The organism is Thermogemmatispora sp. (assembly GCF_042408735.1).
In the GTDB taxonomy this organism is placed as follows: Bacteria; Chloroflexota; Ktedonobacteria; order Ktedonobacterales; family Ktedonobacteraceae; genus Thermogemmatispora.
Window position 1 is genome coordinate 1 of sequence record NZ_JBHOQV010000073.1, and the last position, 25753, is coordinate 25753.

At 61.4% G+C, this 25753-nt stretch carries 21 protein-coding genes; 13 read left to right on the forward strand and 8 right to left on the reverse strand.

The genetic code is table 11. The features are described from left to right. Positions 1–234 precede the first annotated feature (234 nt). The 9 genes from ilvB (at position 235) to ACFMO7_RS05840 (ending at position 11921) form a co-directional block, all read left to right on the forward strand. On the forward strand, positions 235–2001 hold the full coding sequence (ilvB, locus tag ACFMO7_RS05800; RefSeq protein WP_376794569.1) for a biosynthetic-type acetolactate synthase large subunit: 1767 nt from the start codon (positions 235–237) through the stop codon (positions 1999–2001). Between the two features lie 57 nt (positions 2002–2058). Further along, on the forward strand, positions 2059–2598 hold the full coding sequence (gene ilvN, locus ACFMO7_RS05805) for an acetolactate synthase small subunit (RefSeq protein ID WP_376794570.1): 540 nt from the start codon (positions 2059–2061) through the stop codon (positions 2596–2598). A gap of 15 nt (positions 2599–2613) precedes the next feature. Further along, the gene (gene ilvC, locus ACFMO7_RS05810; RefSeq protein WP_376794571.1) at positions 2614–3645 is read left to right on the forward strand and encodes a ketol-acid reductoisomerase; all 1032 of its coding nucleotides are present in this window, start codon (positions 2614–2616) and stop codon (positions 3643–3645) included. A gap of 166 nt (positions 3646–3811) precedes the next feature. Next, complete coding sequence (locus ACFMO7_RS05815) at positions 3812–4993, forward strand: 2-isopropylmalate synthase (RefSeq protein ID WP_376794572.1); 1182 nt, start codon at positions 3812–3814, stop codon at positions 4991–4993. A gap of 215 nt (positions 4994–5208) precedes the next feature. Continuing rightward, a complete protein-coding gene (locus ACFMO7_RS05820) occupies positions 5209–6186 on the forward strand; it encodes a branched-chain amino acid transaminase (RefSeq protein ID WP_376794573.1) in 978 nt (325 codons plus the stop codon). Positions 6187–6461: 275 nt separating this feature from the next. After that, on the forward strand, positions 6462–7502 hold the full coding sequence (gene thrB, locus ACFMO7_RS05825; RefSeq protein WP_376794574.1) for a homoserine kinase: 1041 nt from the start codon (positions 6462–6464) through the stop codon (positions 7500–7502). Next, entirely contained in the window at positions 7492–8973 is a 1482-nt protein-coding gene (thrC, locus tag ACFMO7_RS05830) for a threonine synthase (RefSeq protein ID WP_376794575.1), read from the forward strand. Before thrB ends, thrC begins: the two co-directional genes overlap by 11 nt. Next, positions 8945–11158: a glycosyltransferase family 39 protein gene (locus tag ACFMO7_RS05835; protein WP_376794576.1), complete on the forward strand. Its 2214-nt coding sequence runs from the start codon at positions 8945–8947 to the stop codon at positions 11156–11158. Before thrC ends, ACFMO7_RS05835 begins: the two co-directional genes overlap by 29 nt. A gap of 319 nt (positions 11159–11477) precedes the next feature. Then, positions 11478–11921, forward strand: a complete 444-nt coding sequence (locus ACFMO7_RS05840) for a hypothetical protein (protein WP_376794577.1) — start codon at positions 11478–11480, stop codon at positions 11919–11921. Positions 11922–12036: 115 nt separating this feature from the next. Here ACFMO7_RS05840 and ACFMO7_RS05845 read toward each other — a convergent pair whose 3' ends face one another. Together ACFMO7_RS05845 and ACFMO7_RS05850 are read right to left on the reverse strand one after the other, a co-directional pair. Next, positions 12037–13071 carry a type I phosphomannose isomerase catalytic subunit gene (locus tag ACFMO7_RS05845; protein ID WP_376794578.1) on the reverse strand — a complete coding sequence of 345 codons (1035 nt, stop codon included), beginning with the start codon at positions 13069–13071 and terminating at the stop codon, positions 12037–12039. Between the two features lie 295 nt (positions 13072–13366). Continuing rightward, positions 13367–14044, reverse strand: coding sequence for an alpha/beta hydrolase (locus ACFMO7_RS05850; protein ID WP_376794579.1), 678 nt, complete (start codon positions 14042–14044; stop codon positions 13367–13369). 1157 nt (positions 14045–15201) lie between these two features. Here ACFMO7_RS05850 and ACFMO7_RS05855 point away from each other — a divergent pair. Together ACFMO7_RS05855 and ACFMO7_RS05860 are read left to right on the forward strand one after the other, a co-directional pair. Beyond that, positions 15202–16287, forward strand: a complete 1086-nt coding sequence (locus tag ACFMO7_RS05855; protein ID WP_376794580.1) for a response regulator — start codon at positions 15202–15204, stop codon at positions 16285–16287. A gap of 226 nt (positions 16288–16513) precedes the next feature. Further along, positions 16514–16906: a hypothetical protein gene (locus ACFMO7_RS05860; RefSeq protein WP_376794581.1), complete on the forward strand. Its 393-nt coding sequence runs from the start codon at positions 16514–16516 to the stop codon at positions 16904–16906. Between the two features lie 170 nt (positions 16907–17076). On the opposite strand, the gene ACFMO7_RS05865 is transcribed toward ACFMO7_RS05860, so the two are convergent. From ACFMO7_RS05865 to ACFMO7_RS05890, 6 genes are all read right to left on the reverse strand, one after another. Beyond that, complete coding sequence (locus tag ACFMO7_RS05865) at positions 17077–17730, reverse strand: hypothetical protein (RefSeq protein ID WP_376794582.1); 654 nt, start codon at positions 17728–17730, stop codon at positions 17077–17079. 388 nt (positions 17731–18118) lie between these two features. Then, positions 18119–20479 carry a hypothetical protein gene (locus tag ACFMO7_RS05870; protein ID WP_376794583.1) on the reverse strand — a complete coding sequence of 787 codons (2361 nt, stop codon included), beginning with the start codon at positions 20477–20479 and terminating at the stop codon, positions 18119–18121. Positions 20480–20547: 68 nt separating this feature from the next. Beyond that, the gene (ruvA, locus tag ACFMO7_RS05875) at positions 20548–21132 is read right to left on the reverse strand and encodes a Holliday junction branch migration protein RuvA (RefSeq protein WP_376794584.1); all 585 of its coding nucleotides are present in this window, start codon (positions 21130–21132) and stop codon (positions 20548–20550) included. Between the two features lie 91 nt (positions 21133–21223). Continuing rightward, positions 21224–21778 carry a crossover junction endodeoxyribonuclease RuvC gene (ruvC, locus tag ACFMO7_RS05880; protein WP_376794585.1) on the reverse strand — a complete coding sequence of 185 codons (555 nt, stop codon included), beginning with the start codon at positions 21776–21778 and terminating at the stop codon, positions 21224–21226. A gap of 93 nt (positions 21779–21871) precedes the next feature. After that, positions 21872–22630, reverse strand: a complete 759-nt coding sequence (locus ACFMO7_RS05885; protein WP_376794586.1) for a YebC/PmpR family DNA-binding transcriptional regulator — start codon at positions 22628–22630, stop codon at positions 21872–21874. A gap of 978 nt (positions 22631–23608) precedes the next feature. Next, on the reverse strand, positions 23609–24385 hold the full coding sequence (locus ACFMO7_RS05890; RefSeq protein ID WP_376794587.1) for an alpha/beta fold hydrolase: 777 nt from the start codon (positions 24383–24385) through the stop codon (positions 23609–23611). A gap of 203 nt (positions 24386–24588) precedes the next feature. On the opposite strand from ACFMO7_RS05890, the gene ACFMO7_RS05895 reads away from it, so the two are divergent. Then, the gene (locus ACFMO7_RS05895; RefSeq protein ID WP_376794588.1) at positions 24589–25059 is read left to right on the forward strand and encodes a YraN family protein; all 471 of its coding nucleotides are present in this window, start codon (positions 24589–24591) and stop codon (positions 25057–25059) included. A 140-nt stretch (positions 25060–25199) separates the two neighbouring features. Further along, on the forward strand, positions 25200–25727 hold the full coding sequence (locus ACFMO7_RS05900) for a hypothetical protein (protein ID WP_376794589.1): 528 nt from the start codon (positions 25200–25202) through the stop codon (positions 25725–25727). Positions 25728–25753 lie beyond the last annotated feature (26 nt).

Below are 25753 nucleotides of genomic sequence, written 5' to 3' on the forward strand. Positions count from 1 at the left end.
TTACCACGGGCCTTACGCCTGGCACGCCGAGAGGAGAGTAGCGGGAGCAACGACGCAACCCGATCCAGCGCAGGTAACCTAACGAGGGCCTCCCGGCAGGGCGGTTCCTCGTTTTTTATTGCTTGCAGGGCGTTTCGCAGCGCTCTCACCTGGATTATCTGGTCTCAAGCGACTATCTTTTGTCAGTCTAGCGAGCTATTGCAGGGACGCCCCTAAGTTAAGGAGGAAGGTAGTATGACAACAACTGCGACGGTTACTCAGGAGTCAGGAGATGCCCGTAGGGCCAGCGCTCATGCCAGTGACGAGGCGCGCGAGCTGGCTGGCAGTCATATTCTCTGCGAGGCCCTGGTGCGCGAGGGCGTAGAGCTGCTCTATGGTTATCCGGGCGGCGCCATCATGCCCTTCTATGACGCCCTCCCGGCCTATCCGCGGCTGCACCACGTCCTGGTGCGCCATGAGCAGGCCGCCGCCCATGCCGCCGACGGCTACGCGCGCGCCACCGGTAAAGTTGGCGTCTGCGTGGCGACCAGTGGTCCGGGGGCCACCAATCTGGTCACCGGCCTCGCCACCGCTTACATGGACTCTACGCCGGTGGTCGCCATCACGGGCCAGGTGGGTCGTCCCTTCATTGGGCGCGATGCCTTCCAGGAGACCGATGTCCTCGGTCTGACCCTCCCCATTACCAAGCACAACTTCCTGGTCAGGCACGTCGAGGAGCTGGCCGATGTGGTTCATGAAGCCTTCCAGCTCGCTCGCAGCGGGCGCCCAGGTCCCGTCTTGATCGACGTTCCCAAGGATGTCCAGTTCGCCAAGACCATCTATCGCCCTGCGGCCTCTGTGCGCTCGATCGAGCTATATCGGGCCACGCGCGTGCCCCAACCGGCTCCCGAGGCCATTCAGCAGGCCGCGCGCCTCATCGCTCAGGCCCGCCGCCCAGTCATTATGTCTGGTCATGGCGTCATCCTCTCAAATGCCTACGCCGAGCTGCGTGCCCTGGCCGAGAAGACCAACATCCCGGTGATCAGCACCCTCCTCGGTCTCAGCGCCTTCCCGGTCGATCATCCTCTCTTCCTGGGCATGCCGGGCATGCATGGGCCGGCCTTCGTCAACCGCGCAATTGGGGTCACCGACCTGATTATCGGCGTGGGTCTGCGCTTCGACGATCGCGTGACCGGCAAGGTCAGCGAGTTCGCTCCCCAGGCGCAGATCATCCACATCGATATCGATCCGTCGGAGCTGAACAAGGTCAAACCTGCTGCCGTTCCCATTCTGGCCGATGCCAGGGCAGCCCTGGCGGCCCTGGTCGAGGCCGTTGAGCCGGGCGATCACGGCGAGTGGCTCAGCGAGCTGCGCCAGTGGGAGGCTGAGGAGCAGGAGCGCTCTCGCCGTCTGCGCCGTCCCGTCCCCTATCCCACCCCGACCGATATTCTCGATGCCATCTACGAGGTCACTGACGGTGAGGCGATCGTGGTCAGCGATGTGGGCCAGCACCAGATGTGGACAGCTCGCTTCTATAAGTGGACCCATCCCAACAGCCATATTACCTCCGGCGGCCTCGGCACCATGGGCTTCGCCCTGCCGGCGGCGATGGGAGTGAAGATGGGACGACCGGAGGCCACCGTTTGGGTCGTGGCCGGCGACGGCGGCATCCAGATGAATATCCAGGAGCTGGCGACGATCCGCGATGAGGGCGTTGACATCAAGGTGGCCATCATGAACAACGGCTACCTCGGCATGGTGCGCCAGTGGCAAGAGTTCTTTCACCAGAGAAACTACTCCGAAACTCCCATCAGCAGCCCGGATTACGTCAAGCTGGCCGATGCCTATGGCCTGACAGGTATGCGGGTGGAGCGACGCGAGGATGTCAAGGCCGCCGTCCAGAAGGCCATGCAGACACCTGGCCCGGTCATTATCGACTTCGCCATCGAGGCTGAGGCTAATGTCTATCCGATGGTGCCCCCAGGCGCGGCCATCACCGACATGATTATCGAGCGTGAGTAGCCTCCGACGGGTAAAGTGTGTAAGTGTGCGAGGCAAGACAGAAGGATGGGATTGAACATGACAGAGCAGGCAGTCGCCTCTGCGCGAGCTGGACAGGCAGATGCCCCTCAGGGGAGCGCGCGCCTCTACACCCTGGTGCTGCTGGTCGACGATCGCCAGGGGGCAGTTGATCGGGTGGTCAATGTGTTGCGCCGGCGGCGGGCCAACATGCGGACCCTCATCGTTGGTCCGAGCGAAGAGGCCGGCGTGGCGCGGATCACCGTGGTTGTCGACGATGCCGAGGTTGGGGTCGAGCACCTCAGCGAGCAGTTGCGTAAAATTGTCGACGTTCGTCAGGTGCTGCGCTTCCCGGCTGGGCAGGCGATCGAGCGCGAGTTAGCGCTCGTCAAGGTCAATTGCACCGCCGCTAACCGTAGCGAAATCATTGAGCTGGGCCAGCATTTTGGGGCACAGGCCGTCGATCTTGCCCCTGAGACGCTCACCCTGCAGGTAGCTGGCAAAGGCGAACAGGTGGAGCAGCTACTGGAGCGGCTCCAGCCCTATGGCATTCGTGAACTGGCGCGTAGCGGTCGCCTGGCGATTGCGCGCGAGGAATAGGAGGAGAAGCAGTCAATGGCGAATATCTACTACGATGCTGATGCCAATCTTGAGCTGATTCAGAGCAAGCGGGTGGCAGTCATTGGCTATGGGAGCCAGGGCCACGCCCATGCCTTGAACATGCGCGACAACGGCTGCAACGTCGTCATCGGCCTGCCGGCAGGCAGCAAGAGCCGTGAGAAGGCCGAGGCCGATGGCCTGCAGGTCATGACGACCGCCGAGGCGGCGGCCCAGGCCGACATTATCATGCTGCTCATCCCCGACCAGTACCACCGCGAGGTCTTTGAGCGCGATATTCGCCCGGGCCTGGCCCCAGGCAAGATGCTGATGGTCGCCCACGGCTTCAGCATCCACTATTCGCAGATCGTGCCGCCCGCTGATATCGATGTCGCGATGGTGGCCCCCAAAAGCCCCGGCCATATGATGCGCCGCCTCTTCACAGAGGGCGTAGGCGTGCCGGCCCTGTGGGCGGTCCATCAGGATGCGACCGGTCAGGCGGAGGCCCTCACGCTGGCCTATGCCCGCGCCGTTGGCTGCACGCGTGCCGGCGTGCTGCGCACAACCTTCGCCGAGGAGACGGAGACCGACCTCTTTGGCGAACAGGCCGTCCTCTGCGGCGGGGTCACGGCCCTGATCCGCGCCGGCTTCGAAACGCTGGTGGAGGCCGGCTATCAGCCCGAGGTGGCCTATTTTGAGTGTCTCCACGAGATGAAGCTGATCGTCGACCTGATGTATCAGGGCGGCATGAGCTACATGCGCTACTCCATCAGCGATACCGCCGAGTACGGCGACTACGTCTCTGGTCCGCGCATCATTAATGAGCAGGTGCGCAACGAGATGCGCAAGATCTTGCGCGAGATCCAGGACGGCACCTTTGCAACACGCTGGATTCTGGAAAATCAGGCTGGACGCCCGGCTTTCCAGGCCATGCGCCGCGCCAACGCCCAGCATCAGATCGAGCAGGTTGGCAGCGAGCTGCGCGCCATGATGCCCTGGCTCAAGCCTGTAGACAAGCGGCCTGAGATTGCGGGGCCGACCAAGAAGTGAGGACGAGGGCAGCCTGAGCTGGTTCGCCGGTGACGAGCTGGCCCTGGTCTGACCTGGTCTGGCTCTCCCACCGGCGCGCTCATCGGCTTGCCGCGCAGCGGGCGGCGAGACGCCGACAAATGGCCTCCCGCCGCCCGGTGAATGGTCACAAGGAGGAACAACAAACATGGGAGATCCTGCGGTAATTCGCGTCTTTGACACGACTCTGCGTGACGGCGAGCAGTCGCCTGGCGCCACTATGACCACTGAGGAGAAGCTGCAGGTTGCAGAGCAGCTTGTGCGCCTGAACGTCGATATCATCGAAGCGGGCTTTCCCGCAGCCTCGCCCGGTGACCTGGCAGCCGTGAAGGCCATCGCTCAGCGCGTGCGTGGCCACGATGTGGCCGTTGCCGGCCTGGCTCGGGCCAACACCGAGGATATCGACGCCGCCTGGGAAGCCGTCCGCGAGGCGGATCAGCCAGTGATCCATGTCTTCCTGGCTACCTCTGATATCCACCTGAAGTATAAGCTGAGGATCACGCCTGAAGAGGCCCTGGAACGGGTCAGGACGATGGTGGCTTACGCGCGCAATCTTTGCCCCCGCGTGGAGTTCTCGGCGGAAGATGCAACACGCAGTGACTGGGACTACCTGTGCCGCGTCTTTGAGCTGGCTATCAAGGCGGGCGCCACGACTATCAATGTGCCCGATACGGTCGGCTACGTGATGCCCCACGAGTATGAGATGCTCTTCCGCTATCTGCGCGAGCGTGTGCCGGGCATGGAGGATGTGGTGCTGAGCGCGCACTGCCACGATGATCTTGGACTGGCTACGGCCAATACTCTAGCGGCGATCCGCGGCGGCGCTCGACAGGTGGAGGTGACCATCAATGGCATCGGTGAGCGCGCCGGCAATACGGCGATGGAGGAGGTGGTGATGGCCCTGCGCACGCGCCCGGATGTCTTCCAGGCCGATACGCGCATCAATGCCCGCGAGTTCGTGGCGGCCAGCCAACTGGTCAGCCGCCTGACCGGCATCCCGGTACAGCCCAATAAGGCCATTGTGGGTCAGAACGCCTTCGCTCATGAGGCCGGCATCCACCAGGATGGCGTCCTGAAGAACCGCTTGACCTACGAGATCATGACGCCCCAGTCGGTCGGCTGGGATGATACACGCCTGGTGCTCGGCAAGCACTCTGGACGCCACGGCCTCGATGCTCGCCTGCGGCAGCTCGGCTACCGCTTGAATGCTGAGCAGCTGAAGAAGGCCTATGAGCGCTTCATCGCCCTCGCCGACGAGAAGAAGTATGTGACTGATGATGATCTGATCTATATCGTCGAGAGCAGCCTGGAGACGCCTTCGGCCATCTAAGGCCGGCGCCGGCCTGCCGGGAAAAAGGTCTTTCTCCCCGGCCGGAATGGGCCAGCGCTCACAGGATAGCTTCTGGCCGCAAGGGTGTGTCTGTCGTGAGACTCTAACGACACACCCTTGCGCCTTCTTCCTTTTTGTGTTTTATGCGTTTATTTGCGCGTGGGACGATCCTTCTCGCCCACCGCCTTGCCTGTATCGATCGAAGGAGTGAGGTCGTGACGCAGACACAGAGTTCTCAGGAAACCACATCCTCAAAGGTCTCTATTCAGGACCCGCTGGAGGGCTTTGCCTTCTTTGAAGGCCAGTTTGTGCCTATCGCCGAGGCTAAGGTCAGCATCGCTACCCATGCGCTCCAGTACGGTACCGCTTGCTTTGAAGGAATTCGTGCCTATTGGAATGCCAATCATGAGCAGCTCTACGTGCTGAAGATGCGCGAGCACTACGAGCGCATGATGCACTCTTGGAACGTGATGCGCTTCAATCTGCCTTATTCGATCGAGGATCTGGAGCGTATCACTTTAGAACTATTGCGGAAGCATAACTATCGGCAAGATGTCTACATCCGGCCTATTGCCTACAAGGCTTCGTTAACGGTCAAGCCGCGTCTGACAGGTCTCAAAGATGAGTTTGCCGTCTACACCTTTGGCATGGGCAACTATGTGGACATCGATTCGGGCCTGCGGGTCTGCACGTCGAGCTGGCGGCGGGCCAACAGCAATGCCATGCCTGTGCGGGCCAAAGTGACCGGTGGCTATGTCAACAGCGCCCTGGCGACCGAAGATGCTCTGGCCAGCGGTTTTGACGAGGCCATCATGCTGACGCACGATGGCTATGTTTCTGAGGGCAGTTCCTGCAATCTCTTCATTCTGCGCAATGGGAAGCTGATTACTCCAGCGCCCTCGGAGGATATTCTCGAGGGGATTACGCGCAACGCCTTGATTCAGCTTGTGCGCGATGAGTTTGGTATGACGGTTGAGGAGCGGCGCATCGACCGCACGGAGCTCTACGCCAGCGAGGAGATGTTCCTCTGCGGGACGGGTGTGCAGGTGTCGCCGGTCATCAGCGTTGATCATCGTCCGATTGGCAGTGGGCGGCCTGGTCCGTTCACCATGAAGTTGCAGGCGCTCTATCTGGCGGCCTGTCGGGGAGAGAACGACAAGTATCGTCACTGGCTGACGCCGGTTTACGAGTAAGCAGGGCATGCCATGGAGCAGGCGGGGCAGGGTTCTCCTTCCTGATGTCCGGGCTTACTGGAGTTGGCTCCAGTTGGCTGCCCGTTTGGGTCTGAGCGGCGGCAAAGAGGGGGGAGCCGTCCCTGTCGCTCCCTGGTTGAAGCCTGGGACTACTGACGAGTAGCCCAGGATCGTGATACAATAAAAACCACTCTTGTCCGCTGACGAAGCAGACAGAAAGGAGATAGTGAGAGCAATGGAAGGTCTTGCAGCTGAAAGACAGGAGGCCCGTGGCGATGGCACCGGTATTTCCTGTCGCTTTCACTGTGCTCGTACCGGCCACCTCTGCTAATCTGGGGCCGGGTTTCGATAGTCTGGGCCTGGCCCTCCAGCTCTACAATCGCTTTGAGGTTGTAGAGGGTGGCAATGATCCGCAGCGTCCTGTCATCCAGATCGAAGGCAGTCTGGGGGCAGGGCTTCCCACTGGTCCCGAAAATCTCTTCTTCCGCGCTTTTTCCTCGGTCTTTCTTTCGAAGGGCATGGAGCCGCCGGCGGTACGCATTCGCATGGTCATTCAGATTCCGCCGGGGGCGGGGCTAGGTAGCAGCGCGACCGCGGCGGTTGGTGGAGTGGTGGCGGCAAGCGAGTTCCTGCGCCTGCGGGGGCTGACGCTCTCCGAGCAGGAGATTCTCGAGTTGGCGGTGGCCAACGAGCAGGGAAACCATCCCGACAATGTGGCCCCGGCCCTTCTGGGTGGGCTGGTGGCGACCACGGTCAGGGATGGGAAGATCCACGCCGTCAAGACCCCCTTCCCGGATGCCCTGAAGGCTGTCATTTTTACTCCCTCTTTCTCAATGGATACGCTGGCTGGGCGTAAGCTGCTCCCTCCCAGCTATCCCAAGGACGATGTGACCTTCAATACCGGGCGTGTGGCCTTGCTCCTCTCAGCTCTGCAGACGGGGCGCTATGAGCTGATTGGGGAGGCGATGCAGGATCGCCTGCATCAGCCCTATCGCCAGGCGCTCTTCCCTGCTATGCCCGACATTATTAACGCTGCGGTGGCCGCCGGGGCTTATGGCGCCTGTCTTTCTGGCGGCGGTTCTTCTCTAATTGCTCTTGCAAGTTCGCGCTTCCAGGAGATCCTGCGCGCGATGCAGGAGGCAGCGCGCGCCCGCGGCGTGGAAGGAACCGGCCTGATCCTGCGGGCTGATAAGCATGGGGCGCGGGTTATCAACCCTCGTCATCATCGCGTGCGTCGTCCGCGCGCTCATTACTACGAAGATCAATTCTGCTGGTCGCCTGCTCGACCGGTGAAGGAGGGTTCGCTTGGACACTAGGATCGATCGCCAGCCGGAGGTCCCGCCTTCGTCGTCTGTGCGGCAGGCTCTGGAAGAGGTGCGCCTGCGCTGCGTGGCCTGCCAGGCTCTCTATCCGGTGCTGGAGCCTGGTCGGCCAGCGCGCTACCGCTGCGAGTGCGGAGAGGTTCTCGATGTGGAGATCCCTCTGCGCCTGCCGGGGGCGCCCTCTGGCCGCGGTCACGGCGGGACGTCCCATCAGACTCAGGACGAGGCTGCTGCCTGGCGCCAGCTCTTCGAGCAGCGAGCAAGGCTGCTGCCTGGCACGCCGGCGGCTCCGGTGGCTCAGCGCAGCGGCGTCTGGCGCTATCGCGAGCTGATTCTGCCGCTTCCTGACGAGGCTGTGGTCTCGCGAGCCGAAGGCAATACGACCCTTTATGCGGTGGGCAGCGATCAGCAACAAGAGACCCAGGCCAGCCCCGGCCTGCGGCGCATTGGCGACTATGCCGGCCTGGCCCAGCTCTACCTCAAGCATGAGGGAGAGAATCCAACGGGCAGTTTCAAGGATCGCGGGATGGTGGTGGGGGTGACAATGGCTCGTTTGATGGGAGCACGGGCCGTCGCCTGCGCTTCTACCGGCAATACCTCGGCCTCGCTGGCCTCCTATGCCGCTCTGGCCGGCCTGGAGGCTCTGGTGTTTCTGCCCGCTGGCCAGGTGGCTGGCGGGAAACTATCGCAGACGCTGGCCTACGGGGCGCGCATGGTGCAGATCAACGGCGATTTTGATGCCGCCATGCGCCTGGTCGAGCAGGTCTGCGATGAGCTGGGCATCTACCTCCTCAATTCGCTCAATCCCTTCCGGGTGGAGGGCCAGAAAGCCATTGCTTTTGAGTTGCTGCAGCAACTCGCCTGGCAGGCTCCCGACTGGCTGGTCTTACCCGCTGGCAATCTGGGCAATACTTCCGCGCTGGGCAAGGCTTTCCGTCAGGCCCGCGCGCTGGGCTTGATTGAGCGCCTGCCCCGTCTGGCCGCTATCCAGGCCGCCGGCGCCAATCCCTTTTATCTGAGCTATCGCGAGGGCTTCGCCCGGCGACATACGGTTCAGGCTCAGACCGTGGCCAGCGCTATTAAGATCGGTAACCCGGTCAGTTATGCTCGCGCCCGCCTGGTGATCGAAGAGTGTGGGGGCCTCGTCGAAGAGGTCAGTGATCCGGAAATCCTAGAGGCTAAGGCCGTCATTGACCGCGCCGGCATTGGCTGCGAGCCGGCATCGGCTGCCACCTTAGCCGGCCTTCGCAAGCTTGTCAGGGCTGGTATAATCAAGCCAAATGAGCGCGTGGTTGCTATTCTCACCGGCAATTTGCTCAAGGATCATCAAACCGGTATCCCACGCGCCGAGACGGTCACTATTGACCCCGATCTCGCCAGTGTCAGGAGGACACTTGATGCGCTTGGCTCCCTTACCAGCCCATCACCAGGAAGGGATGCTTCAGCAAGCACAGGGGCGCTCTAAGCAGCGCCCCCCGTGGAGATCCTGGCCGTCCTGGCTGTCCTGGCTGCTGAAGCCTGAAATCCCTGGCCTGCTACTGCTCGCGTCGGCCTTGCGTCTCTACGGTCTCAATCGAACGGAGTTCGATGACGATCAGGCCACGCTTTTTCGGATGGCCTACGATGCTGTCCACCAGGGCCTGCTGCCCGTGACGAGCAATACCGGCTCGATTGGCTCTCAGCATCCCCCTGGGGCGGTCTATCTGTTTATGCTACCCGCGGCCTTGAGCGCTAACCCGCTCTGGGCCGCCGTGCTTATTGCTCTCCTCAATGTGCTGGCTGTACTGCTAGCCTATTTCTTCTTGTATCGTTACTATGGGCGCCTGGCGGCTGTAATCGGTTCCTTTCTCTATGCTTCTGCTGTATTGCCGGTCAAATATGCCCGCTTTATCTGGCAGCCGAATATCGCTGCCCCTTTTATCTTGCTCTTTTTGCTGGCTCTCTTCCGCGGCGCTGTGGAGCGGCGACAGGGGTGGCTCGCATGGGCTGTGCTCTGGCTAGGACTCCTCTATCAGGCCCACGAGGTCAATCTCTTGCTGGCAGCTCTTCTGTTGCTCTGTCTGCTGCTTGCTCCCGAGACGCTGCGTTGGCGCGATGGTCTCCTGGCTCTGCTGGCCCTGCTCGCGGTCTTTGCACCTTCGCTGCTCTGGCTGCTGCTCTCCGGTCTGCAAGACGTCCGCTCAACTCTCAGCTTTTCCAATCATCAGACAGGCGTGCTCTCGCTTCAGGCCCTGCGCATCTATCGTCTTTTTATTATCCCCTATGATCAGCTTCCCAATCGCAGCGATACGCTTCTTGTTCCCCTTCATCGGCTCTTCTCCTGGCTCAAGCTGGCTATGCCGGCTTTGCTTCTCCTGGCTTTTCTCGGGTTGTTCTTCTGGCTGGCTCGCGGGGGGCGTCGCGGGAGAGAGCAGCCTGGGCAGGAGGCAGCCTCGGGCGGGGAAGCTGTCGCAAAGGGGGGGGACCGCTGGCGGTGGGGGCAACGGCTGTGTGCTGGCTGGGGGCGCTGGCGCGCCGATGGTCAGCGGTGTGGCGCTCTTCTGCTGCTGGTCTGGCAGCTTTTTCCTCTCCTGGTCTTCCTACGTTACGGCGGAGAGCTGCATACCCAGTACTTGCTGCTCTTGATGCCCGGCCCGTTTCTCCTGATCGGCATCGTACTGGCCCGGGGTCTTCTTTGGCTGCGCCGGCAACAGGCGTGGCTGGCGCGCCTGTCTCTGGCCGGCTATCTGCTGGCGGGCTTGCTCGTGGCCGCGCAGAGCCTGGCGGCGGCTGTGAGCGTCTTCGATACCGTTGCCGGCCATTTTGACGATCGCTCCTTCCAGCCCTATCCCTATCATAATGATCTGGCCTCTCTCCAGCAGGCTCTGGCCGCCACCGACCAGCTTGCTCAACGAGAGCGCCTCTCGCATGTCTATATTACTGTCGACGATGCTACGCGGACGGCGCTCTTCTTCCTTAGCCGACAGATGCGGACTCCGGCGACCCTCTTTGACGCTGGCTGCCTGATCTTGCCGGGAGAACGAGCCGCCATGCTCGTAGGACCATATGATCCCTGGATAACGGCGCTGCTGGAGCGCTTTACTCAAGCAACATTGGTGTCCAGGCTCCCGCGCCCGGGCGGCCTCCCGTTCTCTCTCTATCTGGTAGAGCCGGGCATGGCCCGAACCCCTGCCGCTCAGGCTTCCCCCTGGAAGCTAGGCGAGCTACAGGCTCTTTCTGATCAGGCTCAGCTCCTGACCCTGGCTGACAGCCACCGGACTGCAACGACTGCAACCTGGCTTGTCTCGTCCTGGCAGCTCACCCAGAGCGCCATGCCAGTCCTCAATACGAGCTATGCCTATCGCTTCGTCGCCAGTCCTGCTGCCTCCTCTGAAAGCTCCTCATCGCCGGGCTTCCAGACGACCTGCAGTTTTAATCGCCTGCAGGCGGGCGAGAGGCTCCTTGTAACCTTCCCTCTGGTCGACCGGCAGGCGCTTCCCTCAAGCCTGCTGTTGCGTATCTGGTCCTATCGTAATGTCTTCTATACGCCAGTCTATGGCCCTCTGCATTTAGAAACCGCTATATCGAAAGAGATGGATTTGCATCTCTTACAGACGGAGGCGGGTCTGAATCAAGTCCGGCTTTCGGTGAGCGGCGATGCGCGGGGATGACGGAGCGGGAAGGGAGGCCGCCTCCTCTAGGGAGGCTGGGCCGGGAAAGAAGTGCTTGTGGCTGATTGCTAGCTGCCGGGAGGCGGAGAAAGCGGCGCTCAGTCGCTGAATCAGGGGAGCTGACCCTGGTGCTTCCGCCTCCTGGCTGTTACAATGATGTCAGCGAAGGAGCGGCAAAAGGGACCTCTCGTTCTCTTACACCGTCCTCGGCGTCGGCTGAGCAGGAGCGCTGTCCAGGCAGGGCGGCCCAGGGTCGCGCCCGAGGGGGCAAAGAAACAAGGTGGGGCCTGCAACGCATCTCGCACCTGGCACCGAAGACATGGAAAAAAAGAAACGTCGTCTACAATGGCTCCCTCCCTGGGAGATGCCGGAGGACCCGATCAAGGCCTTCTTCTGGTTTCTCTACTGGCTACTGCGGGTAGTGGTCCGCTTCTACTGGCTGCCCTTGCTGGTGGGCGTCGGCTATGGGATCGCGCTTAATGGACTGATCGGAGCCAGCATCACCCTTATGCTTGGTCTGGCGCTCTGGGTGGTGCTCTTTGGCGTCCTCAAAATCGTAGAGCTACTCCGTGGGGTTGCAAACGTCCTTGCCACAGTCGAGCAGCTTCAGCGAGAGCTGACCTTCTTGGACAACGACCCCCTCGCCACCCAGCCCGGCCAGAGAGAGCCAGCCGAGCAGGCAGAGCCGCGCATCGTCGAGGGCACCATTGTCTACCTGGATGAGAAGCGACACGAGAGAGGGGAGCGCTCAGGGAGCGACTAGAGATCGCTTCCCGGCGGGGCAGGTGGTCACCCAGCCCCAGCCTGAACCAGCGACGATCCTGTTCCCCTTCGCCAGAGCCTGGGCGCCAGGCCTGCCGTTGAGTGGCCCTGCTCGCTCAAGCCAGCCCGGCATTGGCCTTCTTCCAGGCCAGCCAGGCGGCGTCATCGGGAGCCGGCACGTAGGAGCGCAAGAGCAAACCGTGGCCTGCAAGGCGGTAGGGACCAAGAGCGGCGGGCAGTACCATACTCTGACCACGTGCAAGGCTGAGGCGATGCTGCAGCGAAGGACCATAGTTGATCGTGACCTCCGCTCCCAGCGACGAAAGGATCTGGCAGCTACCAGCCACCTGATCGTGAACCTCTCCCTTGAGGACCAGCTCACGCAACACAAAGTAGCGGCAAGCCACCAGACAGCGCTCCTCATAGCCTGGTCCAGCGGCCAGAGCTACCGGGCGAACCTTAATGCGCGCTGAAGGCTCATAGCGTGCCACCGCTAGTGCTCGGTCAACGTGCAGCTCGCGTGGTCTCCCTTCGGCGGTCAGGCGACCATAGTCATACATACGGTAGGTAATATCGGAGTACTCCTGAAGCTCGTAGAGGAGGATGCCCGCCCCGATGGCATGCACCGTACCGGCGGGAACGAAAATCACGTCTCCCGCCTGGACCACCTCTTCGTGGAGGAGCTGCTCAAGCTGCACCTTCTCGATAGCGGCGGCCACCGCGGAGCGGCTTGTGGGAGCGGCGAAGCCGTGAACGATGGTTGCCCCTGGCTCTGCGGCCAGAATATACCAGCACTCTGTTTTACCTAACTTGCCGCCCTCGTGCTGGGAGGCATAAGAGTCATCGGGATGCACCTGGACAGACAGCTTCTGATGAGCATCAATGAACTTGGCCAGGAGCGGGAAGCGGGGACCAAAGATCGCCTCGGCCTGTGGGCCGAGCAGGGAGGTACCGAGTTCCTTCACCAACTGACCCAACGTTTTGCCCGTATAGGGGGCATTCTGAGCCAGGGTATTGACCTCAGTCTCCCAGGCTTCACCGATCAGCTTCGCGGGCGGCAGCTTTTTCCAGCCATCCTCTTCCAGGCGCCGCCCCCCCCAAATCGTCTCGTGAAGCGAAGCCTCCAACAGGATCGGATGAAGGGTCTCCACAGGACAAACTCCTCTTCAGATCAGCGTAAGGCGCTCGTAGCCTTGTACGTGAGCAACGGCGCGTCGCTGTCAAGGGTAGCACCGCCGCAGTTGGCTGTCAAGGCAGAAGCCAGGCCCCGTGAGCCTTGTGAAGGAGCCTGATGCGCCAGGCAGAACCCGCCCTTGCCCTGGACCAGGGAGCGCCACAGTTCTGAAAGAGGCGCTCGACCAGCACGGCTCTGGTCTGCTTTTTGATCTGCAGCGCCCGCCGACCGTTGATCTTCTACTCGTAATGCCCGTGTACCTCAATTTGTCTTCAAATATCGGGCATCTCGGACCAGCGTTTCAGATAGCGTGTGATCGCCTCGATGGCAGGCTCCTCGTAGCCACGCATCAAATGGCGAGCGCCGGTAATCACCTTAATCCCCTTGGGTCCCTTGAGCTGTTCGACGAACGGCTCCAGTTTGTAAAGCGGGCAGACCTCATCGAACTCGCCGGTCACAAAGAGCTTCGGGCGCTCGAACTGGCGGGGGAGACCGCCGATCGCGCGGAAGAGCGGCAGGCTGATCGCTACCACCGTACGGATACGGGGATCGTAGGGAGCGTACTGCAGAGCGATATAGGCGCCGAAAGCGTGGCCGATCACGCAGAGCTTGGCCGGATTGACCCCGGGCTGAGCAAGAATGAAGTCGACGGCGCCGGCCAGATCCAGGGGCTCCAGGCGGCCATCGGTCTGCTGCCCCTGGCTACGGCCAACGCCACGGAAATTGAAGCGCAGAGCGATCATACCCTGTTCGGCCAGGCGGCGCGCCAGGAGCAAGGTCAGCACATCCTGCATATCGCTGCTGGCCGGCTGGGGATGGCAGAGCACAGCGGCGGGGGCCTGACGAGCCTGGCCGGGATAATGGAGAATGCCCTCTAGCATGAAGGAGGGCTGTCCCTTGCTGGGGAAGATCACGCTGCGCTCGGTCGGTGCGGAGGAGGATATGGCCATAGGCTCCCCTTCAAGACTCGCTAGATGTTTCTCGCGCCTGGATGGGCGCTTTTATCTTAGCGCAGGCTGGGCGGCGCGTCAACTGCAAAACCTGGAAATCCTCTCTCTCTATGGATTTTGCTCGCGTCGCCAGGCCCGGCTCATCTCGCCCCGATCCCCAGCCGGCCCGAGCAGGCAGTGCTTGGCCTTTTCCGCTGCCGGCCCGCCGACCCTCTGTCCCTCAACCAGTTCATCCCTGCAGGGGTGACCCAGGGCCACCCGAGCCGGAAGCTGCTCCGTCTGGGTCAACGGCGCTCCCGGCTGGGGGTGCTGAAACTAACAAGCAGACGAGCAAAGTGATGAAGACACCATGACACTTATTGGATGAAGGGATAGTCTTCCATCTGCTTCTGTATAACATGACAAGAACATTTGTTAGAACTTTCTTTGCAGATCCATCCGGGGATATTACACTGGATCGTGCAGACAAATGTTGAACTTTCTCGTGCTCAGGTGGATGATGAAAAATTCATCTCTGATGTGTTGACACTGCTTGCTTTATGTGCTAGCGTTTAATATGATGGGGCAAGCAGGTATGGCGCTGTTGCCAGGACCCGTGGAGAGCAGCATGGGTCCAGCTCCACAGGGCTCTGGGATATGGCAGCCAGGCCGAGGACGAGGAGCCACCATACGCGGGTAGGTGCGGGGCTTCCGTCCGCATTTCACGTCGCTTTGTTTGGCTAGCTGAATCGGCGGTGAGAAGGAAGAGAATTGCAACTCTAGGTTATTTACTCTGTTTGCTCTGTGCTCTTGCTCATGCGCGCTGCCTTATCTTAAGAGGGGAGCAGAGATAGTGGTGGCGGTGCATGAGTCCTAAGTCCTCGCCCCGTGCCCGGGGAGCTGCTCGTTTGCCCTGTCGTCAGGGGTCGTCAGTGGCCAGGGTCTACGGTCTATGACAACTGATCCTGCCTGGTAAAAAAGGGTGGTGAGCCAGCCGACGCGCTCACAGCGGCGCGTGCGCTCATCCCGGGCAGCGAACCTGGAGGTCTCTTACACAGATACCTCTGCACCTCTGTCACACCTCTTCACGTAGGGCTGTTTTTGTTCCTGTGAAGCTCAGGTGTGGAAGGTAAAATGTGCTTTCGTTGTGATAGTGAAGCGTAGAGGCAGGAGCACTTATGGGCAATGTATTGGTCGTTGAGGACAACAGTCTGATCTCTCGCATCCTTCAGAAGCCTCTGGAAAGAGATGGAGATCATACGCTCACTGTCCTTCACGGCGAGGATGCTGTCCAGTTTGCGCTGCGCAAGATGCCGCAGCTCGTCGTCCTCAACATGGCGAGCGCCGGTGGTGACGGCGAGCAATTCATTCAGCGCTTGCGCACGCATGCGCGGACCATGTATATCCCTATCATTGTCGTCAGTGCCGCAAGCGACCCCGGCGCTAAGGTGCGAGCTTTCCGCATGGGCGTGGACGATTATATTGCCATGCCCTTCGACTCCGAAGAGCTACTGGAGCGCGTACGCACGCAGCTACGGCATGTCCAGCAGGTCATGTTATCGAGGCTGATCGATCTACCTGGGGCTTTCCAGGTGGAGATGACTATCAAGTGCAGGCTGGCTAGCCAGGAACCGTGGAGCCTCCTCTACCTCGACCTCGATAATTTTAAAGCCTTTAACGATACCTATGGCTTCCTGGCTGGCAATGAGATGATCCGCCTGGTGGGGCGCATCTGCTGCCGCGTCGTCTCTGAGCATGGTAACCTGGAGGATTTTGTCGGCCATGTGGGTGGGGATGACTTTGTAGTGGTCACGACGCCCGATCGCGCGCGCCTGCTCAGTTGCCGTATCATTGCCGCCTACAAGGAGCTGAGTCAGCCCTTCTATCGGCCTGAGGACTTGAAGCGCGGTACCATCAGCGGGGTTGATCGCAAGGGGCGTCCCTATCAGTTTCCGCTTGTCTCTCTCTCGATTGGCATCGTCAACAACCTCTCCTATCTTGCCCACAACCTCCAGGAGATCAGCTATCTGGTCGCTGAGGCCAAGCGCAACGCCAAGCGCTCCAGCGATAATATTTACTATATTTCGTCCCGTAGCGTGGCCGACTGTTTCGAGCAGCCCCTAATCTCCCCGCTGCCGCTTTCGACCGGTGCCGGTTTCCTTCCCCTGTCGGCTCTCGGCTGGGAAGTGAACAGGCGCGAGCTGGTCCATGCTTTCTGTGGCGAGGAGGCCCGCAGTGACTATGAGGTACGCTTGCGGCCCTAGCCAGCTCGCTAGGAGTGAAGGCCAGAAACGGGCTGACTGCCTCTGCTCTGCCTCGCTCCTGGCCGCGGCCTCCTCTTTGTGCTATGCTTTCTTATGGATGAAATCTGCCAGCGGGTGATGGGAGGCGCTGAGCGTCCAGTGAGAGCCTGATCTCAGCGGTTGAGATCTTCCTTCCCAGACATCCGCTGCGCTCAGCGACAAGAAAGGATGGCTGGATGCTTCTGGTATGAGTCAGTCGGACGAGCCAGTGGAGGCTGAGCGCCAGCGTCAGGCGCTCCGTGAAAATGCGCGGCGCATTATGCGCGAGAGCGATCTGCCCTCGCTCTTGCGTCGTCTTGATCGCGAGCTGCTCAAGGGGCGGGGGCGCTTTGAAGAATACGATACCCTGGTCCTTCTTAAATGGGGTTCGGGTTATACAGGACGCCATATCTGGGTCGAAGTGGTCGACGACACTATCCGCTTTCGTCTCACCCCTCATCGCATTTGTCCTACGCAGGTGCCCCTCTGTGATGGCGAATACCATATCTTTACGCCGGCCATGTGGCGTGATCGCGCTTTGCTCTGGTCTGAGCTGCAGAAATACTATGCCAAACCGGTAGCCGAAAGCTCCAGCGACTGACCAGGGAGCTGTGGTCTCACGCGCTGACTCAGCGCGTCATTGCCAGTGAAGAGGGGCGAGCCAGGGCCGGCCTCCTATCAGATTGAGCCTTCCGGATGCCGCCGGTCTTCCTCCTCGGTGAGGGCTGCGCTTCCTCCGGCGAGGCGAGAAGAGGGAGGCCTTGGGGAGGGTCAGGGCTGTTCCAGAGCCAGCATCTGAACGAGCGCGGCCTGATGCAGTTGAAGGCTAAAATTCTGGTAGCCTGGCTGGGCGTAGAACTCCTCCTGCTCGACCTCACTGGCCCAGGTCAGAAGATTGAGGAAGACCGTCCCCCAACGATAGGCTGGTTCCTGGCTCTCGTCCTCCTTGTTCCCTCCCCCTTGAGGCCGGGCCTCCTCCTGTCCACGGGCCAGAAAGGCTGAGGCCATCAGCAGCTCCGCCGCCTGCCGATGAAGGCTTTCTAGCCAGTGCTGCTCAATGGCCTCGCTCTGCTCGGGACGAACCCGGGCCAGCAGGGCCACGGCCAGCGTCGGGCTGACCGCCGGTCGCACATAGCCCCAAATATAGTGCATGGCCCACTGCTCAGGCACGTCCATCAACTGAGCGCCGGCCATCTCCTGCAGAAGGCGGGCGGGGCTGCAGCGATCACGCACCTTACGCCAGACGTCCTCGTTCTCCCAGGTGGTAAGCAGCAGGTGGTAGCGCCTGTCTCGACTGGTATAGCTGCGCACGTTTAACAGGCCGGGAGTTGGGCGCAGGGCCTCGGTCACCTGGCGCACCTGGGTCTGTGCATCGATCTCGTAGGCCGGCCTGATGTGGGCCAGGGTAGTAATCAATAGCTCCATTGCTCAGCTCTCCACTTGTCCGAAATACCTGTCTGAACTGCTCTCCTACCTTCCCTTCACTCTCCCTCTCACTCTATCTTCTTCTCCTCTTTTTATTTTTGTGGGTTCTGGCAATTTTGATCAGACCTGAAAGACGCCTTTCAATCCGGTCTACCTGGAGGAATCGAGGCATGACGGCGAGCGCTTGTCTTGGGAGACAAGGCTGCACCATGCCACGCCACGCCGGTTGTCTGGGGGAGGAGGGAGAACAGCGGGCGGGCGAAGCAGGAGAGAGGGAGAGGGGGCGGTGCCCTGGCTCGATTGAAGAGGGCTTACCGCCCCTATGCTCTCTTATCTGGCAGCCGAAGAGGGAAAGGGCTGAGGCCCTTGCTCGAGTGCTGATCTGCTCCTACTGAGCGATCTGAATGCTGCCATCCTGCTGTAGCTCCAGAATAGCCGGTGCGGCGCGCGTGCTTGTCACCAGGACGTCGTCCCAGAGGCGCAGGACGATCGGCCCGCTCACGCCCGTAAAGCTCTGGCTGCTGATTCGCTGCACGAGCTGGGCGGGCGTCGGGAAGCCTGGCGAAGCCTGGGCCTGACCTTGCCCCTGTCCTTGAGTGCTCTGGGCCTGCTGCCCTGGCTGCTGGCTCTGGTTGAGGCTCAGGGCCACCATTTCCACGGCGTCGCCAAAGAGGAGAGCGCCCTGGTCGAGAGCCGCCGCTCCGCTGCAGAAGCTCCCTGGCGAAGCAAAGAGAGTACAGAAAGCGGCATAGAACTGCTTGGGCCAGGGACTATCTCCGCTTGGGGGACGGACGGCGCTGCTGACCGTCGCGTAGATGCGAGGCAAGGAGAGCTGATTTTGACGGACCCAGGGCACCAGCTTCTGGATAGCCGTCGGCTGGACGAACTCGCCCCCGATCAGCAGAATCGGCTGCTGATCGCGGGGGAGCTGAGCGATCGCCTCTGCCAGCGTCATGACATCGTTGGAGAGCAGCGGAGCAAAGATCAGGTCGGGCCGTGGCTGAGCCTGTAGGGCGTCCTTCAAACCTGCCAGTAGATCATCGCGCGAGGCCTGGGGGCGCCCATTGGCGTCGAGCAGGCCGCTGGCCACTGCCGTTTCCTGGGCCACGATGCGGGTATGGCGGTGGGCCGTGAAAAACTGGCTAAAATAGCGCGCCGAGCTACTGGAGGAAGGGTTGCTCGGGTCATAGAAGATCGCCACGTTGCGTGCCCCCAGCTCGTTATAGGCATAGTCAGCTCCGGCGCGGCTCTGGGCCGAATCGTCTGCCGAGAAGCGGATAAAAGCAAAGCCGGGCGTGCAATGGCGGTAGAGCGAGGTCTGAGAGAGCAGATCGATGATAAAGAGGCCCGAAGAGGTAGGCGCGAGCAGAGGCACGCCGGCGCGGCAGAGCACCGGAAGCACCACCTCTGTCAGGCGACTGGGGGCCAGACCCAGGACCGCCAGAATCGGCGGGCGCCCGCTCACCTGCAGGCCGAAGTCGCCAAAGTTGCCTTTGGCGTTCAGAGTCGCTACCGCATTGGCGATCTGTAGTGCGCCCTCCTCCTCGCCAGTTGTATTGGCGAGTACCAGGTAGAGCAGAGGCGCGCCGGGAATCTTCATCTGTGCGCTGTTGTACTGCTCCTGGCTGATATAGGCTCCCACCAGCTCCTGGGTATAGGCGGCGTAGAGAATATGGCGGTCGGTGCCACCCTGGGGATCAGCGATGCCGGGGCCGCTGTCGAAGCTGACCACAATGATACCGTAGGGGTGGCCTGAGAGGCGCACGCGCAGATCCTCGCGGTAAATAGCGGCCTCGGCGCTGTTGCAGCCGGTTGTATCGCTGATGGCGACAGCCGCCGAGAGCAGAGCCTCGGCCTTCCTGGTATTTCCCGCCTGCATCGCCTGGGCGGCCTGCCGCTTATCCTGATAGCCGGCGGCATTGCAGGCATCGAAAATCTTCAGCCCGTCGCTCAGGCCGATGCCGTCAGGCGTAGGCACCAGGTGCGTGTTGGGAGGGCGGTAGTAGCGAGCATCGTCCCAGCGGATCGCCAGGAATGCGGTCAGCGAGGTCAGGAGCAAGACCAGGATCAGCGTGCCGAAAGCCAAGGCGCGCGGCGAGATCGGCACCAGCCCGCCGCGGAAAAAGCCGCTCATCTCCCACCACATCACGCGGAACGGATCGCGCACCGGGCGGCGCCGATACTTGCGGTTGGCCTTCGCCTCCTGGCGGAAGAGGTCCAGCAATACCAGACAGCCGGTGTCGCAGACAAGCAGATGGGCCTGTACCTCGGGATAAAGCAGGGCCACATTCTGCCCGCTATCCATAGCCTCGGCGTACTCGGGCAACAATTGGCGGCACTGCTGGCAGTCAATCAGGCCATCGCCTGTCGAGGGAGGCGAAATACGGATCGTCTGCTCCTGGGCCTCAGAACCAGATGAGGGAGGGGCAAAGGTGGGCGAGGCGGACGGCTGCGAAGGTGGGAGGGCCGCCTGGAAAGGCTCAGTGCTGGCCAGGGCCGGTGCGGCAACAGCCGTCTCGCCGCCTTCCACGGCGGCCAGCGACTCCGACGGAGAGGCGCGCCGTACTTTCTTCTTTTTGCGCTTGGGGCCACTTGCTGCCGAGGCTTCCTTGCAGCGTGGGCAAGAGGCCATGTGCTGCCGGGCCGCCTCAACGGCCTCCTCTGGTACGGCCTCGGGGTCCTGCTCATATTCAGCCAGGACAGAGACAGCAAAAGCACATGCTGGCGGCAGCAATTCGTCCGTTGCCATCAGCATCCTCCAGAAAATAGGCGTTTTCTGCGAATCCTACCTGCTACAACGACTGTCAGTCAGTCAGATCAGAGTTCGCGGGCGAGGGAGCGCAGGGCCAGGGTGATTTGTTCTTCCAGCGTCAGATTCTGGTCCTGGGGCAGGCGAGCGATGGCTGCCTGGGCGGCGGCGGGACTGTAGCCCAGACCGACGAGGGCCTCCAGCACCTCGGAGCGCCGGATGCCGCCGCCGGCGCTGGTCCCCGTCGCGACTGCCGGGACCTTGCCTTTCAGCTCCAATATCAGGCGACCGGCAAGCTTCTTGCCGACGCCGGGGGCGCGAGCCAGCAGCTGCACGTCCTCCTGAGCGATTGCCCGGTAGAAAGTGGGCGCATCGAGCACCGAGAGCAATGCCAGCGCCACCTTGGGGCCTACACCGCTGACACCGATCAGCAGCTCGAACATATCGCGCTCGGCCTCCTCGGCGAAGCCGTAGAGGGCCAGGCCATCCTCGCGGACGTGCAGATGAGTATAGAGCGAAACCTCGCTGCCGGGCGTACTGAAGCGAGTGCGTGTCGAAGCAGGCACGAAGACCCGTAGCCCGAAGCCTCCCACGCGGATGATCAGATGGTCCTCGTGCTGTGCCTCAAGAATGCCATGAATGCTCGCAATCATCCCTGCCTGCCTATCTCTCCCTCTGCTGTCGTATAGGAAGTAACGCCACTGGCGCGATCTGAGTAACGGTTGCTGACTTTTTGGGGAATGGTCACCATCCTCCTGATTCTGAGGGGTGGAAGTCCTCTGAAGAAAGGAGGCTGGCTCTGATCAGGTGGGAGCTGTGGAGGTGACAGATGGCGATGGCCGCTGCATCCGCCGCATCGTCGGGGCGAGGGACGGAGCGTAAGTTGAGCAGAATGCGCACCATCTCGCCCACCTGGGCCTTATCTGCGCTGCCGTAGCCGGTGACTGCCTGCTTCACCTGGCGCGGAGTATACTCCGCGATAGACAGGCCGTGGTTTGCCAGGGCCAACATGGCGACGCCGCGGGCCTGCCCGACCATCATGGCAGTTCGAGCGTTTTTGGCAAAAAAGAGTTCCTCCATTGCCGCCTCTGCGGGCTGATGAGCGGTGATCACCTCTCCCAGGCGCTCATAGATCTGCTGGAGGCGCTGAGGTAAGGGCATGCCGGCAGGTGTGGTGATCACATCGCAGGCGAGCAGGCTCAGTCTATCGCCCTGGGCGGCAACAACGGCGTAGCCTACGATGGCCGTTCCTGGATCGATGCCCAGGGCGACCCGCCGCGGCGGAGCCTTCTGGGTCATAGGGACGTGCCGCCTTCCTCACGGCGCTGCCTCTGGGAGGACAGAGCGGCCGCAGGGGTCGCTCTGGTTCCCAGCTTGCTGCCACCACAAGCCCTACTCATAGGAGGCCACCAGTTCGTCAGGAATATCGGCATTGGAATAGACGTTCTGCACGTCGTCCAGATCCTCCAGCTTCTCTACGAGCCGCATGAGCTGGTGGGCGGTCCGGGCATCGTGCAGCTCGACTCGCGTCTTGGGGACCATCGTACTCTCGGCTTTCAGGATCTTATAGTGCTTTTCCTGGAGAGCCTGACGCACCTTCTCCAGGTTAGCCGGTGTGGTGTAGACCGTCAGGATCTGGTCCTCGGTGGATGGTTCGGCATCCTCAGCCCCCAGATCGATGGCCTCCAACGAGACCTCATCCGGGTCGTGCCCGTCAAGGGCCAGCTCGATAACCCCACGCGGCTCAAAGATCCAGGAGACGCTGCCCGTCTCGCCCAGGCTACCGCCGTTGCGGCTGAAGGCGTTGCGAATCTCGGCGACCGTACGATTGCGGTTTTCAGTCATGGCCTCAATGAGAATGGCTGTTCCGCCAGGGCCATAGCCCTCGTAGGTCACCTCCTCAAGGTTGCTACCCTCGGCGCCGCCGAGCGCCCGCTTGATGGTGCGCTCGATGTTCTCCATCGGCATGTTGGCATCGCGCGCGCGCTGAATGGCCATGCGCAGACGCGGGTTGGCGGCTGGGTCGCCGCTGCCTCCCTCGCGCACCGCAACAGCGATCTCGCGCCCGAGGCGCGTGAATAGCTGCCCTCTGCGCGCATCGTTAACGCTTTTAGCTCGACGAATCTGTGCCCATTTCGAATGGCCTGACATACCGTTGCCCCCTATCTATCGCAAATGCTCTGTGTCAATGACCTCCGCTCAGAGAGAAACCGGAGGCCTGCATCGGGACTCCGCTGCCACTCTGCATACCTTTGCAGGCGTGCAGCTTGAGCTGCTTTGTCCAATGCATCAGGGCACATTGACAAGGTGCCCGTCTTGGCCCAGTCGGGCTGGGCCAGGAGCGTTCTTCGTGTCACATTGCTCGCGCCAACCAGATCAGCATGCGATGTGTGTCCTCAGTTCGGATTGTGACAGGTAAAGGGCGATCCGAACCGTGGACGGTTCTCATCGGATGTGTGTCCACAGACAGGACAGGTTTTTTTGATAGAATCTGCATCCACTTTGAGAGCTTGTGTTCCTGAAAGGACTGCCTCGTGGCTGATCTGCGCCTGCAGTTCGCCAAGGGACCATTGCGAATATACGCGATTGGCTCTGTGGGCCTTTCGCTCGAGACGCAGGCCGAGAGCAAGGGCCGCCCAATGGTGTGTACGAAGCTCAGTATATGTCCCTTGGTGTCGTCTGCTCTCATTGCTCGTTTTGCCCTGCTCAAGAGCAGAGCGGCTCACCGCCTTGAGCGCCTCACGCCAGACCAGTTGCCTTGGTCCTAAGGCGGCAAACTGCCCTGGCTGTATTCTGGGCGTCACCGGAGCGGCGAAGATCCGTTCCATGTCGTTTGCCGACCATCGCAAGAATCACTGACGCGCACCTGTAGCCCCTGCCTGGTAAAATCTCTTCTTTTTCACCCCTTATTGCAGAATGTGAAACAGGTAGTTATAGTGCTTTGAAATACCCAAAATGGTATGTCAACTTCTAAGTAACCTGGTTGGCGTGCTGCGCATCCAGGCACGGCATTATGACAACCGTTCTGGCCTTTGGAAAGTCCTTGTTTGGGCCGCCTTGCCCCTAGACGAAGCGTAGAGGTATCGGGCGGCCTCTCCATGAAGAAGGGCCGTTGTTGCCCTGCTTGCTCTATTGCTCATGAGGGAAACCACTGGCTGTATTGTAGCATGAACCAGGGGAGGGCGTCGAGGGGGCTGCTGCCAGCCAGGCAGCGATAACGCGAGCCAGCTCCTCGGGTCGCTCCTGCATCAGGGCATGACCGGCGCCAGATATAATTTGGAGCGTTGAGTTTGTGATATGATCGTGAAGATACTGGCTGTATTTGACGGGTGTCATCTGATCTTCTGCTCCTACGACGATCAAGGTAGGCAGTTGGATCTCTCCCAGGCGGGCCATGCAGTCGAAGGTGTGGCAGGCCAGGAGGTCGCGGTAGAGCTGAGCGGCGCCGCGGGCCAGCTCCTCTTGAAACTGGGCGCGCTGACTCTCGCTGCTCGTTGGGGCCAGGCTCCAGGTGGCCAGGGCCTGCAGAGCTGTGGAGGTGCCGGTCCGCGCTCCTTCCAGCAGGTCGGCTCGGACGCGCAGGCGGGCGCCGGTTCCGATCAAGATCAGCCCAGACAGTTCCTGGCTGTATTCCAGGGCCAGGGTCAGGGCGATTGCCCCGCCCATAGAGTGCCCGGCGAGAAACGGTTTCTCGATCTGCAGTTCCTGGCGAATGATCTGCCTGACAGCCTGGGCGTAGTCGCTGATGGTCACCTCTGCAGGCAGCGTGTCCGCACGCTGGCCGTGTCCTGGCAAGTCGATGGCCAGCGCAGCAAATGTGGACGAGTCAAGCTGCTTCAGGAGGGCGCTCCAGCTATGGGCGCTCCCTCCGGCGCCGTGGAGAAAGACGATTGTTTGTTTGGCCATTCTTTGACGTACTCCTTCCTCTCATGTTGAGATCGAGATATGCGCCCGGTTCGGTTGGGCCGTCCTCCGTCTTCCTGAACGCCCCCTGTCTGCTTGCATCTTGCCGTTGTCTCGGCTATGCTTGCAGGCAGTATGAGCGCTAGCTCAGCGTTTCCCTTGTAGGAAGCATACAACATTCATCGTGGAGATGGCGTATTACTCTCATGAATTCTACAGATTACGGGGAGTCTGATGGCCAGGGACAGCGGGAGTGGGAGGCGACCGACCTGAGTGGCGGGGCCGGGCAGCGGCACAGACGGCAACGGGCGCTTGGTCAGGCTGGCGAGCGCCTGGCGGCTGCCGCCCTGCGTCAGCGGGGATACCAGATTTGCGAACAGAACTTTCGCTGTCGGGTGGGCGAGATTGACCTTGTGGCCTGCGAGGGGGAGGAGCTGGTCTTTGTTGAAGTCAAGACACGGCGTGGCTCGAGCTGGGGCCTTCCTGAGGAAGCCTTGACGCCTCGTAAGCGGCGCAAGCTGATCGAGGTGGCCGCTCACTACCTCGAGCTGCATGGGGCCTACGGGCGTCCCTGGAGGATCGATGTGGTCGCCATCCAGCTCAGTGGCACTGGTCGGCTGGAGGCCCTGCGTATCCACCGTGGGGCTGTAGAGGAGGAAGACGCGAGGCCCTTTTAGGGAGCCTCCAGCTGAGGTCTCGAGCCAGCCGACCAGGACTGCCAGGAACTCTCGGCCCTGAGCGGACAGGCAGGGTAGGTCTGGCCCACTTTCCTGGTAGGCGGGACCAGTTGAGAAAGAGTAAAGAAGGAGCAGCACAAATGGCGGACTTTGTTGAGTCGGCAAAACATCTTGTCTCGGCGGCGGTGAGTCGCACCACCTGGGAAGCGCAGAAGCAACTGCGCATTCGAAGTAAGCAGGGCGAGATTGATCAACTCCTCAAGCAGCGCCAGCTCCTGTTAGAGGAGCTGGCTGGCGCCGCGATGACGCTCTATCAGCAGGGGACATTGGCTCAGCCGCAACTGGCACGCATCTGCGCCAGTATTCAGGAGCTGGATGCCGATCTGCGGAATCGGGAGCAGCAGCTTCAAGAGATCAAGAGTGAGACCTATCAGCCGGAACAGTTTGCTCCGCAGCCGCCGCCCGATTATACGCCACCGCCGCTGACCCCGAGCACCCCAGCGGCGAGTCAGGCGGGAATGGGAAACAGCGTCCCCAGCCCAGGGCCAGCGCCCGCCAGCCCTGCGAGCGCCCCGCGGGCAGCAGATAAAGTTCCTTGCCCCCACTGTGGCCAGTTGGTACGCGCGCGAGCGCTCTATTGCTCGCGCTGTGGGAAGAAAATCGGCTGAGGCGAAGCGGGAAGGACTGTGTTATA